Here is an 18,078-nt window from a genome sequence, read left to right as displayed (position 1 = left end):
AGCCAGCAGACTGGTAGTGGTTGTCTTGCCATGAGTACCCGCCACTGCGATGCCATGACGGTAGCGCATCAGTTCGGCCAGCATCTCAGCCCTGGGAACCACCGGTACACGTCGTTTTCTAGCCTCAACCACTTCCGGATTTTCCAAAGCGACTGCTGTAGAAGTGACCACTACATCCGCCCCTTCAACATTAGCGGCTTCATGACCAATGAAGACGGTAATTCCCTGATCTTCCAAACGTCGGGTTACCGGTGAGCGTCTAATATCCGATCCTGAGATCTGGTAGCCCTGATTCTTCAGCACTTCGGCAATACCGCACATGCCCGAACCACCTATGCCGACAAAATGAATGTTTTTTATACGACGCATTTCAGGTATAGGTGCCACAGGAAAAATAGGTTTATTAGCGGGCATGTGCCACCTCCAGACAATGATCAGCTACTTCCTCGGCTGCCATAGGCTTTGCAACGCTGCCCGCAGCCCTGGCCATGTTAACCAGCTGTTCAGGATTGCCCACAAAATTCTCTAACATATTGATCAGACAGGTTTCGTTCAGTTCTTTTTGTTGCACCATCATAGCCGCACCCTGATTGACCAGGTACTGACCATTAACGGTTTGATGATCATCAACAGCATGGGGATAAGGCACCAGCAGGGCCGCCCTCTGAGCCATGGCCAGTTCCGAGACCGTCAGAGCCCCGGACCGACAAATCACCAGGTCTGCCCACTCATAAGCACCGGCCATATCATCGATAAAGGGTTCCAGGCGGCCCTCTATATTCAGAGCACGATATGACTCACGAGTAGCAGCCAAATTACTTTTCCCGGTTTGATGCCAAACCTCGATGCGACCTTTAAACCGGGTGAGCGCTTTTGGTACCAGCTCGTTGATGGCTACAGCACCTTTACTGCCACCTAACACCAGCAGCTTTAAAGACCTGCCATTCAGTTGAGCGGGTAACTCCAAATCAGCGATATCTGTTCTAACCGGATTACCCGTCAGAATAAGTTTCCCAGAGCTATTGACTGGACCGAAAGCTCCTGGAAAAGCCAGCAACACTTTGCGGGCAATTCTGGATAAAATCCTGTTTGTGAAGCCTGCAATAGCATTCTGCTCGTGGATCACCAGAGGGATACCTGACAAACGAGCTGCCAACCCACCCGGACCAGTGACAAAACCACCCATACCCAAAACACAGACAGGGTTGCAGCTTCGAATTACTTTTACGGACCGATACAGCGAAACAGCCAACTTCCAGGGCGCTTTCATTAGAAAGCTCAAGCCTTTACCCCTTAGCCCGGTGACCGGGATAAAACTGATTTCAAATCCATGGCGCGGCACCAGTTCAGCTTCCATACTGTCGGGCGTTCCCAACCAGTGAATGGTGTAGCCACGCTTCTCAAGTTCTCTGGCCGTGGCCAGCGCAGGGAAAATATGCCCGCCAGTACCACCAGCCATTATTAAAACAGTAGGTTTGTCAATAGTACTCATGGCGCCCCTCTGCTTTTTTTGTCTGTTTCGACATTAAACTGACGTCGTTCATAATCAATTCGCAGCAACAATCCAAAAGCCAGGCAGTTTATCAACAGGCTACTACCTCCATAACTGATCAGAGGCAACGCCAGCCCTTTCGTGGGCAGCAATCCGGTATTTACACCGATGTTGATCAGCGCCTGACTGCTATACAGTAAACCAATGCCATAGGCGACATAGCCATGGAACAGTAATTTTTTTGCTTCTGCCCGGTAACCGATTTGCAAAGCTCTCCAGGAAATAAATAGGATCAAAGTCAGAACGAAGACCGCCCCGAGGACACCAAACTCTTCAGCCAGAACAGCAAAGATAAAATCGGTATGAGCTTCCGGCAAATAGAACAGTTTTTGCAGACTGTTACCCAACCCTTCACCAAACCATTCACCCCGCCCAAAGGCAATCAGGGACTGGGTCAACTGATAGCCACTGCCAAAAGCATTGGCCCAGGGGTCCATATAAGAAGCCAGACGCGCCATGCGATAAGGCTCAAAAACAATCAAGGCAGCAATAGAGCCCACCAGCAGCAGGATGAGAATAATGAACTGCCAGAGTCTGGCACCTGCCAGAAAGATCATCCCCATGGAAGCCCCCATCAATACCACAAGGGCTCCGAGGTCCGGCTCCATTAGCAATAGTGTGGATGAAACAAAAAGAATGGTCATAGGCTTGAAAAAGCCAGTCCATTTGGTTCTGACTTCATCCAGGCGACGAACCAGGTAGGCTGCCAGATAAACGACAATCATCAGCTTGGCCGCTTCTGATGCCTGCAGATTGAAAAAGCCCAGAGGAATCCAGCGAACACTGCCATTGACCTCCCGGCCCACAACCAGCACAGCCAACAGTAAACCCAAACCACCAAAGAGGGAAAGCCAACTGTATTTCTCTATCGTTTTCACCGGTACCATCAAAATGCCTCCCATCAGGGACAGGCCGACAAAAACAAAAAAAACCTGCTTGATCAGAATGTAAAACGGATTAGAGTAAAGACTGCCCGCTACTTCCATGGAAGCGGAACTAACCATAATCAGACCAATCACCAGAAGCACCAGCACAGCACCCAGCAACGGAAAGTCAAGAGCACTGTCTCGACGGCCCGCAAAGGGTGACCTTATTTCGCTGAGAAGCTTATGGTGTAGAGTCATGCAAGGCGCTCCCTGACCAGAGTCGTAAAGACATCGCCACGCTGCTCAAAGCTTTTAAACATATCAAAACTGGCACAGGCGGGAGCCAGCAGCACGGCATCACCGCTCTCACTGACCTCGCAGGCATGATCTATTGCAGCAGCCAGATCTCTGGCATATTGAACCGGGATCACGTTACCGATGGCGTTATCGATATCAGCTGCGTCACGCCCTATCAGCACAACCTCACGACCATACTTTTGTAACGGTTGTTTCAGTTGATTAAAATCCGCCCCCTTGCCATCCCCACCGGCAATAAGAACAATTTTTCCGCTCAGGGTTTCACCCAAGCCTTCGATAGCCGCAACCGATGCACCGACATTGGTGGCTTTGGAATCATTAATCCAGACCACACCGTTTTTTTCAGCTACCCACTGGCATCGATGAGAAAGACCTGTAAAGTGGCTCAGAGCCTTCAGCATAGGCACCATCGGGATACCCACTGACTCACCCAGAGCCAGGGCAGCCAGCGCATTCAACTGATTGTGACGACCCGACAACTTCATGGCCGCTGTATTGAGAAGCCTTTCAACACCTTTACAAAGCCATGTATCTTCTTGATCCTCTATTAAACCATAGTCGTGCAAATCAGGTTTGCCGGAAGTAAACGCTGTTGCTGGTGTAGCTTGGGGAAGAAGAGGCACAGTCAGGGCATCCTGCTTGTTGTATACCGCATGTTTACAACCACGGTATATACGCTGCTTCGCCTTATGGTAGTCCATCATGGACTCATAACGATCCATATGATCAGGACTGATGTTCAACACTGTCGCAGCAACTGCACGTAAAGAGTGAGTGGTTTCCAGCTGGAAGCTGGACAATTCCAGGATATAGAGATCGACATCTTGCCTTTTAAGCAGATCAAGAGCTGGAGTGCCAATATTGCCACCCACTGCAACATTCCAACCGGCCTCTTGAACCATTTCTCCCAGCAGGGCTGTCACAGTGCTTTTGCCATTAGAGCCAGTGATGGCGACGACGGGTTTATCCACCTCACGACAGAACAGCTCAATATCACCCACCGCCTCAGCCCCCTTACTGACAGCATCAGCAATCTCTGGAGTAGCCAGTGCAATACCAGGACTGAGAATCAACTCATCCGCCGAATTCAACCACTCCGGGTTCAACCCACCCAGATGGACGGGTACATCCGGGAAAACGGCTTTGAGTTCATCAATGCCAGGAGGGTTATCCCGAGTATCCATCACTTTAAATGAACGTTGTCTTGCAGCAAGATACCGCACACAGGACATCCCGGTCTTCCCGAGACCGACTACAACCCTTGTACGATTTGAGCTTATCAATGCTGACACGCTTATTTTTCCCGAGCAAAAACTGTGTTAACGAATCTTCAGTGACGCAAGACCAATCAGGACCAGAATCAGGGTAATAATCCAGAAACGGACAATCACCCGGGGCTCAGGCCAGCCCTTCAATTCAAAATGATGATGCAGTGGTGCCATACGGAATATTCGGCGCCCGGTGAGCTTGAACGAAGCCACCTGGAGAATCACCGACACTGTCTCCATGACAAAAACTCCACCCATAATGACCAGCACAATTTCCTGACGCACGATCACCGCCAGCACACCTAATGCCGCACCAAGAGCCAGAGCACCCACATCGCCCATAAAGACCTGGGCGGGATAGGTATTGAACCAGAGAAATGCCAGGCCCGCTCCACCTATGGCAGCGCAAAAAACGACCAGTTCCCCGGAACCGGGCACAAAGGGTATAAGCAGGTACTGGGCAAAGTTCGCATGACCACTGGCATAGGCAAAAACAGCCAGTGCAGAAGCCACCAGAACAGTAGGCATGATTGCCAGACCATCCAGACCATCAGTCAGATTCACAGCATTACTGCAACCGACAATGGTCAGGTAAGCCAGTACAACAAAAAATGGCCCAAGATCAATGACGACGTTTTTGAAGAAAGGTACAATCAGACTGGTCTCTACCGGTGCTTTAGCTGTGGCGTAAAGAAAGACAGCCGCACCCAGCCCACCCACTGACTGCCAAAAAAACTTCCAGCGTGCAGGCAGGCCTCTTGAATTTTTCTCCACCACCTTACGGTAGTCGTCTACCCAGCCAACAACTCCAAACACCACTGTCACCAGTAAAACCACCCAGATGTAGCGATTACTTAAGTTGGCCCACAAGAGGGTACTGGCCGCGATACAAACCAGAATCAATGCCCCCCCCATAGTAGGTGTTCCGGCTTTGCTGAGGTGCGACTGTGGACCATCATCACGCACAGCCTGACCAATCTGGTGATAACTCAGTCGACGAATCATATAAGGCCCCAGCCAGAGCCCCATACCCAGTGCAGTAAGCACACCCAGAATCGCTCTCAGTGTGAGATATTTGAAAACGGCAAAGCCGTGGTAGTATTGCGACAAGAAATCCGCAAGCCAGAGCAGCATTATCAGCGCTCTCCCTTATATTCTGATCCCACAAGGGATCTGACTACATCCAACATATTCATTCCATTCGATCCCTTGACGAGAACCGTGATGGGACAATCCGCCTGTTGCTCTCTGAACACTTGTATCCGGGTTCTTACCCAGTTCGAGAGAGCCTCTTTATCATCAAAATGCTGCCCTTTACTGTCATGAAGGTCATTTTTGAACGCTTCAACCGCCGCAACAGACGCCTGACCGTAAGCAGCAAAATCATCAATACTTTGAGCAGCTGCATACTCACCCACATCAACATGTCGGGCTTGTGTTACCTCACCGAGGTCCAGCATGTCCCCCAGCACCATAATGGTTCTACCCTCACAATCTGCCAACTGATCGATGGCGGCCAGGGTGGCAATCGGACTGGCGTTATAACTTTCGTCAATGACCAGAACACTATTCGACAGAAAGTAACGGGTCCCCCTTTGTTGATAGGGCCGGGCATTTTCCAGCCCCTTGACAATAATGTCCAGCCCCAGCCCCACAGCAGATGCTGCTGCGGCAGCGCAACAGGCATTCTGAACCTGATGTTTTCCCCAGAAAGACAGGTTGACGATCGCCTGCTTTTCAGCCTCTTCCTGAACAACATGCAACCTGAAGCTCATACCTTCAGACGTTGAAGATACCTCTGAGGCAAACACGTCAGCTTCCTGTTTATCCAGACTAAAAGACAGCACTTTTCGACCAGACTGTTTCAATGCCCTTTCTTTCCAGCGCTGGAAGCTGGGATCATCGAAATTCAGTACAGCAGTACCGCTTTTTTTGAGACCTTCAAGAATAAAGCCCTTTTCATGAATGACCCCCTCAAGCGTTAACAAATCCTTGAGGTGATTCTCTGAAGCATTGGTAATGATGGAAACATCCGGTTCAGTCAGGCGAGTGATGTAATTAATCTCACCGGGTGAACTGGTTCCCAATTCAATCACTGCGTGCTGGTGATCTTCTTCCAGTCTGAACAGGGTCAGGGGCACACCATAAGCGTTATTCAAATTTCCCTGAGTGGCCAGAACCTCACCATCCTGCTCGAAGACAGAAGCCAGCATCTCTTTGACAGATGTTTTTCCACAAGTCCCGGTCACGGCTACCACAGGTTTATGAAAGCACTCACGATTAAACTGCCCCAGTCGCCCAAGCGCCTCGTCAGTGTCCTGAACCTGAATCTGAGGAATTCCCAGACCGTCAACGGGCACCTGAACCACAACAGCAGCGGCACCTGCAGCCTCAGCCTGATCAACATAGCTATGACCATCAAACCGGGGCCCCTTGATGGCAACAAAAAGATTACCTTGCCCAAGGGTTCTGGTATCAATACTTATACCCGTTATGGTGGCACCACCATCAGAATCGCCCGTCAGGAGAACTCCCTGAAGCGCATCGGTTACTTCAGAAAGGGTAAATGGGCGAATCATGATACTCCCTCACTGACTGAAGTCGATTGCGGCTGCCAGAGATCAAGTGCTTTTCTGACTTCTTCACAATCATCAAAATGATGCCTGACGCCGTTGACTTCCTGATAATTCTCGTGACCCTTACCTGCAACAACAACAATATCGCCAGCGGCAGCCGTGCAGACAGCCCCCCGAATAGCCTCTGTACGGCTGATGACAGACGTTACTGAGATGCCGGTTTGATCGACCCCTGCCAATATATCTCTGATAATGTCTTCAGGGTCTTCGTTTCTGGGATTATCGCTGGTCACGACTACTTCATCTGCACCCTCGATAGCAGCACAGGCCATGAGAGGTCTCTTACCCCTATCACGATCACCACCACAACCAAAGACACAGATTAATTTTGAAGCACTGTGCTCTCTCAAGGCTTTCAGAACGCTCATCAGAGCACCCGGAGTATGCGCATAATCAACCACAACCAACGGTTTCTGATCACCACCAAAGCTCTGCATTCTTCCCGGCACCGTGCTCAACTGAGGCACCTTTTCAAGAACCCGCTCGAGAGAATAGCCCTGACAACAAACAACCCCTATAACGGCCAAAAGGTTTTCAAGACTGAAACGGCCCAGCTGAGGTGTCCTCAGCTGGGCTTGACCCCAGGGGGTATCCAGATCAGCCTTAACTCCCCGTGCATTCAGGAGAATATTCTTAGCCGTAATATCTGCCTCGCCCGAGGTCATAGAGAAAGTAAAAACCTCAGTATCACCGGAACAACTGGACAACATCAGTTCGCTATAGTCATCATCCAGATTAATCACTGCTTTTTTGACACAGCCGTTGGCAAATAGCAGAGCCTTGGCGCTGGCATAGGCGTCCATCGTTTTATGATAATCAAGATGGTCACGACTGATATTTGTGAAAACGCCAACTTCAAACGTTAACTGATCTGCACGCCCCTGATGTAAACCATGGGAAGAAACCTCCATCGCCATGAAGGCCACTTCTCTTGCCACCAGCTCAGCCATAAAGCCCTGTGTAGAAACGGGATCTGAAGTCGTATTCAGACAGGGCTCCAGTTCAGGAGGAACACCTTTACCCAGGGTTCCCATCACCGCACAAGGCGCCCCCAGGAGAGAAAGTAACTGCGCAACAAACCAGCAGATTGATGTTTTACCATTGGTTCCAGTCACCCCGGTCAACTTCAAGTCTGAGGATGGGTGCCGATAGAATTGATCGGCAAGATAGCTGATGTGTGCTTTTAAGTTTTCGATAAAAATAACAGGCTTGCCGGCCAGATATTCAGTTTCAGAACGTGCCTCCCTGCTCGACTCAGCGAGCACTGCAGATGCACCTGCGTCCAGAGCTGCACCAATAAACTCCCGGCCATCGGAACTCAGCCCCTGTACAGCGAGAAACAGCTCACCCCCGACCAGCTTGCGGCTGTCGAGGGTTAATCCTGTAAGGGTTATGTCTTCATCCAGCTGAGGATGATTCAGCTTCGCCAGCACTTCATTTAAAGACGTCATTTGACGCGAGGTCATGTTCCATCCTGTTTCAGTTTCATAACTCCGGGCTGCTCCAGATTGAGTCTTTTGGCTGTCAGCACTTTTTCTTCACTGGGCCTGACGCCCAGCATTCGCAAAGCCTGACCATTGACCCTGGAGAAGACCGGACCGGCGATTATGCCACCGTAGTAATCTTTTCCAGCCGGGTCATCAATGATGACAACAGTGGCAATGCGAGGGTTTTCCACAGGAGCCACACCGGCGAAGAGACCCACGTAACGATCTTCAAGGTAGCCACTACCACCCACTTTTTTAACCGTTCCCGTTTTGCCACCAACATTGTAGGACTTGACGGCACCGCGCCAGCCAGTTCCTCCTTTACCCACTACCTTGCCGAGCATTTCCATGACGTCATGGGCGACATCCTCATCCATGACCCGAACACCATCTGGTGCCACATCACGCTTGATCACGGAGGCTGGTCTAAGCAAACCACCAGCGCCAAGTACTGAATAAGCCTGCGCTAGCTGTAATGGCGTAACTGTTAAGCCATAACCAAAGGACAGGGTAGCCACTTCAATGTCACTCCAGCGGTCTTTAAAGGGCAGAAACCCAGCCCTCTCTCCAGGAAAGCCTGTTCCCGGACTCTGCCCGATACCCACACGGCGCAGCAGATCTACAACCTTATCGACACCGATATCCAATGCCATCTTGGTCACGCCAATATTGCTGGACTTCTTCAAAACCGTTTCGACATCAATGGTTCCAAAGCCTCTGACATCCTTAACTGCATTTTGTCCAACACGCAGGTAGCCAACGCCGGTTTCAATCCGGGTATAGCGATCATATTTGCGGGTCTCCATGGCTGCCGCCACAGTAAAGGGCTTGAGGGTAGAACCCGGCTCCACCAGATCAGTCATCACCCGGTTTCTCATGCGGTAAGGCTGAAGCCCGATGCGATTATTCGGGTTGTAGGACGGCTGATTGACCATAGCCAGAATCTCTCCGGTCTGGACATCCATCATCACCAGCGAGCCCGCTGTGGCTTTGGCTTTTTCTACGGCACTCTTCAGCTCACGATAAGCCATATACTGGAGTCTGGAATCAATACTCAGCATCAATTCCTTGCCAGGTTGAGCGCCTTCCACGAGCTCGACCTCCCTGGCAAGGCGCCCCCGACGATCTTTCAGCAGCCTGCGGGTTCCCTCGGAGCCAGTTAGCCAATGGTCATATCCCAGTTCAAGCCCTTCCTGACCTTTGTCATCAATCCCCGTAATACCCACCAAATGCGCCGTCACTTCGCCCATAGGGTAGTAGCGTCGCTGCTCGTCAAGAACATGCACACCCGGCACTTTCAGAGCTTCGATTTTCCCAGCCTGCTCAGGTGTCATCTGGCGCTTTAGATAAATAAACTCTTTCGCAGCGTTCTTTTTTACTCTGTTTGCCAGCCAACCTTTGTCAACCTGCAGAGCTGCTGCCAGTTTATTCCAGTCTTCTGGCACCTTAATCAGGTCCTGAGGGTCAGCCCAGACGGTCATAACAGGGGCACTTACCGCTAAAATCTTACCGTTCCGATCAAATATGACGCCCCGGTGAGCAGGTATAGACTCATGACGAACAGACCGTTTGTCACCTTCGTTCTGAAGAAAATGACGATTTAAAACCTGAAGATCTACGAGACGGTAACAAATCACCAGGCCAGCCACGACAAACAACAGTTGCAGAAGCTTGATTCTCCAACGATAAGGCATAGCCTTTTCCTCACCAGCCTGTTTTTTTCTGCTGGCACTGGCTGGCCTTGTTGCAGTTTTCACGGTACCACCATTTTTATACGTCCAGCGTTTGGCACTTCCATATCCAATTCATCCCTTGCAATTTTTTCCACTCGCCCCGGACTGGTCAGGGAACTGTGCTCCAGAAGTAACTTCCCCCATTCGACCTGAGCTTTGTTTTTCTGCTCAAACTCCTGCTGAAGCTCATTATGAAGCCGCCTGTTTTCATGCTCGACGAAGCTCACAGCAACGCCTGACACAAGAACACAGGTCAACAGCAATGCATTGACTAAATTGGATTTCTGAAACAACACCAGCAGCAGTTTGCTATCCATTTTTTCAGCCTTCTCAGATTAGCTTCTCAGCAATTCGCATGACGGCACTCCTCGCTCTTGGATTAGCTTTAACCTCATGTTCACCCGGCTTGATCGCTTTACCGATAGGCCGCATTCTCTTATTCAGCTGATCTTCCCTTACCGGCATCCAGCGCGGCAGCTCATCACCCTTGGCCTGTTTTCTGATAAACCTTTTGGCAATTCTGTCTTCCAGCGAGTGGAAGCTGATGACTACCAGACGTCCACCTGGCTTGAGTACTTCCAATGCGATATTGAGACAATCCACCAGATCGTCCAGTTCGCGATTGATATAGATGCGAATGGCCTGAAACGCACGGGTTGCCGGGTGCTTGTTCTTCTCTCTGGAAGGGCTGGCAGAGGCAATAATTCCCGCAAGGCGTTTTGTGGTCGTAATAGGCTCTTCTTCCCTTTCCCTGATAATGGCCCGGGCAATTCTGCGCGAAAAACGATCTTCGCCGAGCTCCCAGATCACCTTACTGATTTCCTTTTCTTCAGCACGATTAATCCACTCGGCCGCACTTTCCCCCTGCGTGGTATTCATCCGCATATCCAGCGGACCATCCTGCATGAAGCTGAAACCCCGCTCAGCGTTGTCCAACTGAGGCGAAGAAACACCCAGATCCAGCAGAACGCCTTCCACTTCCTGACCATCAAGAACCTCTTCCAGTTCAGCAAAAGAACCGTGATAAATGGAAAAACGGCTATCCATTTCAGCCAGTTCACGAGCTACAGCTACCGCCCCCGGATCCTTATCGATACCTATCAGCCTGCCTCTGCCGGACAGTTTCTTCAGAACTGCACGACTGTGTCCACCACGACCAAATGTTCCATCGACATAGAGCCCGTCAGGATCTGTAACCAAAGCCTCAACCGCTTCCTCTAACAGCACAGTAATGTGCTGGTCTGATTGCTCTTGCAATGTCATCTATCATGTCCGGGCGCATACCCATTAGAGGGACAAAGACTGGAGCTCAGCAGGCACTTCAGCGGATTCACTGGCTTCCTGAAGATAATCATCTCGTCGCTGGTTCCAGCAAGCTTCATCCCACAGTTCAAATTTTTTGCCCTGCCCCAGAAGAATGCAGCGTTTATCCATGCCTGCATAATCCCTGAGCAAGGGAGGTACCAAAACTCGGCCACTGCCATCCATATCAATGTCGGTGGCGTGTCCGATAAGAAGTCTTTGTATTCGGCGTGTCATCGGGTGAAAACTGGGCAGGGCTTCAATCTTTGCCTGAATGGCCTCCCACTCATCCTGTGGATAAATCAATAGACAAGGCTCATCAGTATCGATAGTTGCCACCAAACGGCCTTCACAACGATCTTTCAACACCTGCCGATAACGGGTAGGTATTGCAAGACGCCCTTTGGCATCGAGATTGATGGCATTAACCCCACGAAACAAACCGATTCCCTCAAGTCAATTCAGACAGGATGGCAGGCCGCAATCCGAAGAGAAAAAGTGTTCACTGGCACCCCACTCTCCCACATCATGCTAACTAAACTCCACTTTTATCCACTTTACTCCACTGAAGCACACTATAGAAACCTCAAAAACCCACGTCAAGGTCAGAATCTGTCTGAAGAGTCAAATAATTGACCCCGCCAGAGACCAGACACCCAGCGCTTTGCATTAAAAAAGTGCATAAAAATGAGCAGCTTGGAGGGAAGAGCTATTTAAGCCCATGAAGCATGAGAACTGCCTGAAAAAAATTGTAAAAGTTTCAGATAATTGAATATCTTGATCAACACATCCCATTCATTGCTGAACGGCCAGTCAAATTCACTGAGACCGATTCCGTTTCAATTCGGGAACAGATAGCGGAAGAAAAAGAAAGTCTCGAGTTGGCCTGTAAGCCGGGTTCTGTCCAACCTGTAAACAGGTCTGGGCAATCATTCATCTGGGATACCTGTCACCAGGCACCTCAAGCAACCTACCCGAATCCAGTGCGGGTCACACCTCCAGGATTCCTATTTGGTCTTGCTCCAGGCGGGGTTTACCATGCCGTGAACTGTTACCAGTCACGCGGTGCGCTCTTACCGCACCCTTTCACCCTTACCGGTCACCGGATGGTGACTTAGGCGGTCTGCTCTCTGCTGCACTTTCCGTAGGCTTTCGCCCCCCAGGCGTTACCTGGCGCCGCACCCTTTGGAGCCCGGACTTTCCTCCACCAGATACTGAAACAGGATCTGACAGCGACTGCCCGGCCAACTCGAAGCGGCGAATACTACCGAATGATTTCCTTCACTGCAATTCGTTCATTTCCCATAATTAAGAGCCGAATCTATTACAACTTATTTCATCGTAAGCGATAGCTCATAGAGCTGCTTCTTGCGATACCCGGAAACATCGGCGATCACAGCAGCCGCTTTCTTGGCGGGTAACTCTTGCAGTAACCGTTGCAGCAATTTAACGGTTTCAGGATCAACGGCTTCTTCCTTGCGCTCTTCTGCACCCTCCACCAAAACCACAAATTCGCCACGACACTGATTGGAGTCCTCCTGCAGTATTTTCTCCACTGCTTCAACCTTGCCCGCAAGGACCGTTTCAAATGTTTTCGTCATCTCCCTGGCCAACACGATATAGCGATCTCCACCCAACACCTCCTTAAAGTCCGCAAGACTATCCAAAATTCGATGTGTGGATTCATACACAGCCCAGGTATTCATCATCGAGCCCAGCGCTTCAAGCCTTTTCTTCCTACCAGATGACTTGGCTGGCAGAAAGCCTTCAAAATAGAACCTGTCCGTTGGCAAGCCACTGACCGACAGAGCCGCTACGAGCGCACAGGCACCCGGAACCGGTGCTACTTTGATACCCTGCTCCCTGACCATTCGCACCAGCACAAAGCCCGGGTCTGATATCAGGGGCGTCCCGGCATCACTGATCAATGCCACAGAATCGCCCTGCCGTAATCGAGCCAGTAACACCTCTGCCTGATGCCTTTCATTATGCTCATGACAGGGAATCATGGGGGTCTCGACCCCAAAGTGATTGAGCAACTTACGACTATGCCTGGTGTCTTCTGCTGCAATCACTGACACCTGCTTCAGCACCTCAATGGCTCTCGGTGCCATATCATCAAGATTTCCAATGGGGGTCGAAACAACAAAAAGGGTACTTTCAGACATATCCTGCCAGCCAGTCGATCAACTATGAGGGTCGTTCATAGTCAGGGAGATTAAGAGACAAAAAACCATAAGTTTACTCTTTTCAGAGAGCCGTTGACAGAATCCTTAACAACCTGACCTCCCATCCTATCCTCATCAGGCTGACGCACAGACCATGTTAGGGTAAAATAGATGAATCAAAAACAGTTCGGTCGTTGACTCCGATTTTATGAGCCAGAACCTTTCCAAACGCACTCTGATGACTACACTGCTGATTGGCGCGGTGTTGACAGGATGCTCATTACAACCCAGCAAAGTCGCTGAACTTACTTCACCCTCGCAGGAAATGGCCCGGGAAGGAGCCGATCAACTGCTGGAGCGAGCCAAACGCAGCTCATTTCCAGAAAGCGCCAGACTCAAAATTCAGGCTGCCAGGCAATTAACCGATGACCAGTTAGCCAGAGCACGAACCATTCTGGACAGCCTGAATTATGGAGAGTTACCTGAAACTCTCAGAGCCGAAATGGCCGTGGCAAGAGCCCGCATTGCTGAGCGGGCAGGACAGAACCGGGAAATTTTCCTCTGGCTGGACAGAGCAGCAGTTATCAACAGCAGCAACACTCAGCTCCTGGATCAAAGTCACATTCTCAAAGCACGGGCGTATAACCGCTTCAGAGAATTCGTTGCAGCCCTGGACGAATGGAGCATGCTGTCTAATATCAGTGAGCTTGACCAACAACCCGAAAACCGCGATGCCTTTTGGGAAACACTGCTTAATGCACCTGAAGAGCGCCTGATTATTCTGAACAGTCAGACCAACAGTAAAGTCATGAAAGGCTGGCTGCAACTCGCTCTGGTTTATCGCTCTGACAAATCACTGAACCAGCAACTGGCCGATTTGAGCAACTGGCGATCTCACTGGCCGGATCACCCTGCAAAGGTCTACCTACCGAAAGACATCAGTGCGCTTCAGATAGCCGGCACTGAGCAACCCGACAAAATCGCCCTTCTTCTTCCTGTCAGCGGCCCACTGGCCTCTGCGGGCAGAGCGATTCGAGATGGCTTTCTCGCCGCTTATCATCAGAATCTTTCTGATGAGACCCTACCTGAAGTGTCCATAATGGATACTCATAACAAAAATGTTGTCGAGCTGGCCAACGAAGCTAAAAACGAAGGCGCCAAATTGATCATCGGCCCTCTGAACAAGACTAACGTCAGCCTGTTAAAAGAAAAGACCCCCGGAGACATTACCATTCTTGCCCTGAACAGCCTCGAAGACAGTGGCAGCCACTTTACACAAAAAGGCAGTTTCTTTGAATACGGTCTATCCATCGAAGATGAAGGCAGGGCTGTAGCCCGTCGAGGCATTCTGGATGGACACCGCCGTGTACTGATACTTCGCCCGGAAACTTCATGGGGTGACAGAGCCACGAACAGCTTTATGGCGGAATGGACAAAGCACGGTGGAGAGGTGGCCGGCATCACAAAATTCAACAGCAAAACCGAGTTCAGCCAACTGGCTGGCCGGGCCTTGCTGGTTGAAGAAAGTCAGAAACGCGCCAAAGAGCTGAGCAGTGTTCTGGGAGAGAAACTCGGCTTTACGCCTCGCAGAAGGCACGATATCGACATGATTTATATGCCTTCCAACCCCCAGGAAGCCCGCCAGCTCAAACCCGCGCTCTCTTACCAGTTTGCTGGTAAACTGCCCGTTTATGCCACTTCCAGCGCATACTCTGGCAGGGTCGACCCCAGCAGAGATCAGGATCTGAACAACCTCAGAATTCCCGTAATGAACTGGTACCTGCCTGGTCAAAAAAGCAGTCTTGAATCCAATATTCGAGCCACCTGGAGCAGCTCAAGAGGCCAGTATGGCAGTCTTTACGCCATGGGAGCCGACGCATTTAAGCTGTATCCTCGCCTGCAACAGCTCGCCAGCCTGCCCGGCAGTCGCCTGGAAGGACTGACAGGCCAGCTCAGCATCAACAGTAGGCATCACGTGGAGAGGGAGCTTTCCTGGCAGATCTTCCGAGATGGTCGACTGAAACCATTACCTAATCCGGTTCAAAAAAAAACTGATGTTCTGGCAATTAAAGCTTCGCAATAACCCGGGGCTTTCTGCTGAAAACCGGGCTTTGGAATACCTTAAAGCCCGGGGTATGAAGCTGGTCAATAGAAACTATGCCTGCAAAGCAGGAGAAGTAGATCTGATCATGCTCGACAAGGAAACCCTGGTTTTTGTAGAAGTCCGTTTCAGATCACAATCACAACTCGGTTCAGCTGCCGAGTCTATTACTACCCGCAAGCAAAATAAAATCAGAAAAGCCGCCAACCATTTTCTGGCACTCCACTCGAAGCATCAGCACAGGCTTTGCCGCTTCGATGCTTTTTTGCTCAAAAATGCATCTCCTTATGACGACGCAAACTCCGAAAAGAATATAGAATGGATTAAGGGTATTTTTTAAACTAAACAGCAAAAACATATAAACATGAGCCAATCTCTCTTGCTGTTGTCTTGCTGATGTAAGCGAGCAACAAAAAGGAGTAATGAAAAAGAAATCACGGTAAACTAATTGCTCTGTTAAAACACCCATAAACTCATGAGGCTCTCGCGATTATCAAATGCCTTTAGCGAAAGAAAATACCTGCTTCGAAACCTGCGGCGTCGAACCACTCGGGATTTTGAGACATGCATGAGCGCATTACACAACATTTTTCAGACAGCATTGACGCCAAAATTCGTGCTGCCGACACCCTGCCCCCCCTGATCGCCCAGGCATCCGAGCTTATGGTGCAATCCCTTCTGAATGAAGGAAAGATCCTGGCCTGTGGAAACGGCGGCTCCGCAGGAGATGCCCAGCAATTTGTTTCCGATTTGCTCAACCGTTATGAACGAGAAAGACCTGCATTGCCAGCTATGTCTTTGTGTGCCGATAGTCTGACATTAAGCTCAATTGCTAATGACACCAGCTTTCACGAAGTCTTCTCAAAACAAATTCGGGCACTGGGACAACAGGGCGACATTCTTTTGGCGATTTCGACATCAGGCAATTGCCCCAATATTGTCCAAGCCATCCAGGCCGCTCATGATCGGGATATGCAGGTCATTGCCCTGACCGGTAAAAGCGGTGGCGATATGGTGAGACTGCTGCACCCTGAAGACATTGAAATAAGGGTTCCGGACAATAGTTCTCCACGCATTCGGGAAGTTCACACACTGGTCATTCATTGCCTCTGCGACCTGATCGATGAATTCCTGTTTTCCGGAGAGTAAGCCAATATACACAACAAAAAACATTTTTCACTTTAAAACAACAGACCCCGTTTAATTCATCATCGACAGGAGATAACAAGGTGAAGCGTTTATACGCCCTGATTTTAACCAGCTCAGTCATACTGCTGGGGGGTTGTTCGACCATTTTAAGCAGCGTCAATGAAGACCCCATCCGTATGGACCCCACAGAGCGATCATGGGGCAATTTGATAGACGACCAAACCATTGAAACCATTGCAGCCGTCAACATTAAGAAAGCCGACGAGCGCTTTAAAAACAGTCGCATTAAAGTCGTCAGCTTTAATGGCACCGTGCTTTTAATCGGACAGGTGCCCAGCAACGAGCTTAAACACCTGGCAGAAGAGACTGCCAAAAATGTCAGCGAAGTTGACAAGGTCTACAACGAACTTACTTTAGGCATTAACGCCAGCCTGCTCGAACAGAGTAACGACTCCTGGCTAACGACGAAGGTGAAGACCAATCTGATCAAGAGCGAAGACGTTTCTGCAGACCGCATCAAGATCAATACAGAAAAAGGTACTGTCTACCTGATGGGGCTGACAACACCCAGACAAGCACAGGCTGCAGTGGACATTACCAGGAACACTGGTGGCGTTCAGAAAATAGTCAAAGTCTTCGAATACATTCAGTAGCCCAAACAACTATGCTGGCGCAGCCATATTCAACAGGTCTTGTCCGCTTGTGCCAGCTTTTCTCACCCCTTGTCAAAACCTATCCATTCAACAAGCTAAGTAAAAATAGCACCAGAGGAAAGCCTTGCACTTTCCTCTCTCTTCCGAAATACCCATACCTTGTTTCACTGGCCTCAATGCGACTCAGCATTTCATATTCGGAGAATCTGTCTTCTTTCATACGGGGAGCACCTTTCGTCGTGATTAAGCAACCAAGCCACCATTTTTGAGTTTAATAATGTGAGAGGGGTGGATCATTTCTCCGCCAGTCATGTGCTTATTTTCAGGTAACAGAAATAAAATCGAAGAGAGGGAGAGCGCCACGAGCACTCTCTGAATGAAACTTACATGCCGTTTCGGAAAGTCTGGTGATCAATAACACCGCTTTCACGCACAGTTTTTAATCCAAGTGCATACTCTTTCAGGACGACCAGGCTGTAATCCATACGCTTTTGCATATGTTGATCAGCCTCTGCATCTTCACCCGTCATGACAGAAGTGACATTCCGCACAATAAGGTGATCAGGAATGTAGCACAGACGGCAATTCTTATAACTGCTTGAACGCAGCTCCACAACAGGGTAAGAACCGCCCTGCCCGGAAGACACCGCTGTAATCAAACCTGGCTTATGCCCTAATTGCTCTGCCCCGAAGATCAGGAAAAAGTTTTTCAGACCTGAAGGAACCATACCATTCCACTCCGGTGTCACCACTACAATCGCATCACTAGCAGCCTGTCGGACTTAAGCGACCGTAGCAAGGATTGCAAGAAATTGAGGATAAAAATTTCTGCTTCTGAGGAGAAT

At 49.9% G+C, this 18,078-nt stretch carries 16 protein-coding genes, 1 other RNA gene and 1 pseudogene; 4 read left to right on the top strand and 14 right to left on the bottom strand.

Translation table 11 applies throughout. The features are described from left to right. From KDK19_RS23500 to rsmI, 13 genes are all read right to left on the bottom strand, one after another. A partial coding sequence (locus KDK19_RS23500) for a Mur ligase domain-containing protein (protein WP_257293070.1) occupies positions 1-414 on the bottom strand: 414 nt, incomplete at its 3' end. Continuing rightward, positions 404-1,492 (bottom strand): undecaprenyldiphospho-muramoylpentapeptide beta-N-acetylglucosaminyltransferase, encoded by a 1,089-nt coding sequence (murG, locus tag KDK19_RS23495; protein ID WP_257288574.1) that lies wholly within the window; start codon positions 1,490-1,492, stop codon positions 404-406. The genes KDK19_RS23500 and murG, both read right to left, overlap by 11 nt. Then, complete coding sequence (gene ftsW / locus KDK19_RS23490) at positions 1,489-2,676, bottom strand: putative lipid II flippase FtsW (protein ID WP_257276276.1); 1,188 nt, start codon at positions 2,674-2,676, stop codon at positions 1,489-1,491. Before ftsW ends, murG begins: the two co-directional genes overlap by 4 nt. Continuing rightward, complete coding sequence (gene murD / locus KDK19_RS23485) at positions 2,673-4,028, bottom strand: UDP-N-acetylmuramoyl-L-alanine--D-glutamate ligase (RefSeq protein ID WP_257293069.1); 1,356 nt, start codon at positions 4,026-4,028, stop codon at positions 2,673-2,675. The genes ftsW and murD overlap by 4 nt, the downstream gene beginning before the upstream one ends. 27 nt (positions 4,029-4,055) lie before the next feature. After that, complete coding sequence (gene mraY, locus KDK19_RS23480; protein WP_257279943.1) at positions 4,056-5,138, bottom strand: phospho-N-acetylmuramoyl-pentapeptide-transferase; 1,083 nt, start codon at positions 5,136-5,138, stop codon at positions 4,056-4,058. A 2-nt stretch (positions 5,139-5,140) separates the two neighbouring features. Beyond that, a complete protein-coding gene (murF, locus tag KDK19_RS23475; protein ID WP_257279944.1) occupies positions 5,141-6,583 on the bottom strand; it encodes a UDP-N-acetylmuramoyl-tripeptide--D-alanyl-D-alanine ligase in 1,443 nt (480 codons plus the stop codon). After that, entirely contained in the window at positions 6,580-8,106 is a 1,527-nt protein-coding gene (locus KDK19_RS23470; RefSeq protein ID WP_257274243.1) for a UDP-N-acetylmuramoyl-L-alanyl-D-glutamate--2,6-diaminopimelate ligase, read from the bottom strand. Before KDK19_RS23470 ends, murF begins: the two co-directional genes overlap by 4 nt. Further along, entirely contained in the window at positions 8,103-9,884 is a 1,782-nt protein-coding gene (locus KDK19_RS23465) for a penicillin-binding transpeptidase domain-containing protein (protein ID WP_257279945.1), read from the bottom strand. Before KDK19_RS23465 ends, KDK19_RS23470 begins: the two co-directional genes overlap by 4 nt. Next, positions 9,881-10,177, bottom strand: coding sequence for a cell division protein FtsL (gene ftsL, locus KDK19_RS23460; protein ID WP_257255312.1), 297 nt, complete (start codon positions 10,175-10,177; stop codon positions 9,881-9,883). The genes KDK19_RS23465 and ftsL overlap by 4 nt, the downstream gene beginning before the upstream one ends. Before the next feature lie 13 nt (positions 10,178-10,190). Continuing rightward, complete coding sequence (rsmH, locus tag KDK19_RS23455; protein WP_257279946.1) at positions 10,191-11,123, bottom strand: 16S rRNA (cytosine(1402)-N(4))-methyltransferase RsmH; 933 nt, start codon at positions 11,121-11,123, stop codon at positions 10,191-10,193. Between the two features lie 24 nt (positions 11,124-11,147). Continuing rightward, complete coding sequence (gene mraZ, locus KDK19_RS23450; RefSeq protein ID WP_257252313.1) at positions 11,148-11,603, bottom strand: division/cell wall cluster transcriptional repressor MraZ; 456 nt, start codon at positions 11,601-11,603, stop codon at positions 11,148-11,150. 432 nt (positions 11,604-12,035) lie between these two features. Further along, positions 12,036-12,414, bottom strand: an RNA gene (rnpB, locus tag KDK19_RS23445) — RNase P RNA component class A. A 79-nt stretch (positions 12,415-12,493) separates the two neighbouring features. Then, positions 12,494-13,330 (bottom strand): 16S rRNA (cytidine(1402)-2'-O)-methyltransferase, encoded by an 837-nt coding sequence (gene rsmI / locus KDK19_RS23440; RefSeq protein WP_257279947.1) that lies wholly within the window; start codon positions 13,328-13,330, stop codon positions 12,494-12,496. Between the two features lie 238 nt (positions 13,331-13,568). On the opposite strand from rsmI, the gene KDK19_RS23435 reads away from it, so the two are divergent. From KDK19_RS23435 to KDK19_RS23420, 4 genes are all read left to right on the top strand, one after another. Then, positions 13,569-15,413, top strand: a complete 1,845-nt coding sequence (locus KDK19_RS23435) for a penicillin-binding protein activator (protein WP_257293068.1) — start codon at positions 13,569-13,571, stop codon at positions 15,411-15,413. After that, positions 15,385-15,771: a YraN family protein gene (locus tag KDK19_RS23430; protein WP_257279949.1), complete on the top strand. Its 387-nt coding sequence runs from the start codon at positions 15,385-15,387 to the stop codon at positions 15,769-15,771. The genes KDK19_RS23435 and KDK19_RS23430 overlap by 29 nt, the downstream gene beginning before the upstream one ends. A gap of 224 nt (positions 15,772-15,995) precedes the next feature. Then, the gene (locus KDK19_RS23425) at positions 15,996-16,580 is read left to right on the top strand and encodes a phosphoheptose isomerase (RefSeq protein ID WP_257288571.1); all 585 of its coding nucleotides are present in this window, start codon (positions 15,996-15,998) and stop codon (positions 16,578-16,580) included. A gap of 80 nt (positions 16,581-16,660) precedes the next feature. Continuing rightward, positions 16,661-17,233 carry a BON domain-containing protein gene (locus tag KDK19_RS23420; protein ID WP_257279951.1) on the top strand — a complete coding sequence of 191 codons (573 nt, stop codon included), beginning with the start codon at positions 16,661-16,663 and terminating at the stop codon, positions 17,231-17,233. A gap of 383 nt (positions 17,234-17,616) precedes the next feature. Here the strand turns inward: KDK19_RS23420 and KDK19_RS23415 are convergent. Next, positions 17,617-17,994, bottom strand: a pseudogene (locus KDK19_RS23415) (NADPH-dependent FMN reductase); the annotation flags it as partial. Between the last annotated feature and the right edge of the window lie 84 nt (positions 17,995-18,078).

It is taken from the genome of Endozoicomonas sp. ONNA1 (genome assembly GCF_024606325.1).
GTDB lineage: Bacteria > Pseudomonadota > Gammaproteobacteria > Pseudomonadales > Endozoicomonadaceae > Endozoicomonas_A.
This window is presented reverse-complemented; position numbering and strand designations above follow the sequence as displayed.

What these genes read in the sequence shown, in the direction of transcription:
- murG (WP_257288574.1), bottom strand. Translation starts at nt 1,492, where the DNA reads ATGAGTACTATTGACAAACCTACTGTTTTAATAATGGCTGGTGGTACT.
- ftsW (WP_257276276.1), bottom strand. Translation starts at nt 2,676, where the DNA reads ATGACTCTACACCATAAGCTTCTCAGCGAAATAAGGTCACCCTTTGCG.
- mraY (WP_257279943.1), bottom strand. Translation starts at nt 5,138, where the DNA reads ATGCTGCTCTGGCTTGCGGATTTCTTGTCGCAATACTACCACGGCTTT.
- murF (WP_257279944.1), bottom strand. Translation starts at nt 6,583, where the DNA reads ATGATTCGCCCATTTACCCTTTCTGAAGTAACCGATGCGCTTCAGGGA.
- KDK19_RS23470 (WP_257274243.1), bottom strand. Translation starts at nt 8,106, where the DNA reads ATGACCTCGCGTCAAATGACGTCTTTAAATGAAGTGCTGGCGAAGCTG.
- ftsL (WP_257255312.1), bottom strand. Translation starts at nt 10,177, where the DNA reads ATGGATAGCAAACTGCTGCTGGTGTTGTTTCAGAAATCCAATTTAGTC.
- rsmH (WP_257279946.1), bottom strand. Translation starts at nt 11,123, where the DNA reads ATGACATTGCAAGAGCAATCAGACCAGCACATTACTGTGCTGTTAGAG.
- rsmI (WP_257279947.1), bottom strand. Translation starts at nt 13,330, where the DNA reads ATGTCTGAAAGTACCCTTTTTGTTGTTTCGACCCCCATTGGAAATCTT.
- KDK19_RS23435 (WP_257293068.1), top strand. Translation starts at nt 13,569, where the DNA reads ATGACTACACTGCTGATTGGCGCGGTGTTGACAGGATGCTCATTACAA.
- KDK19_RS23430 (WP_257279949.1), top strand. Translation starts at nt 15,385, where the DNA reads ATGTTCTGGCAATTAAAGCTTCGCAATAACCCGGGGCTTTCTGCTGAA.
- KDK19_RS23425 (WP_257288571.1), top strand. Translation starts at nt 15,996, where the DNA reads ATGCATGAGCGCATTACACAACATTTTTCAGACAGCATTGACGCCAAA.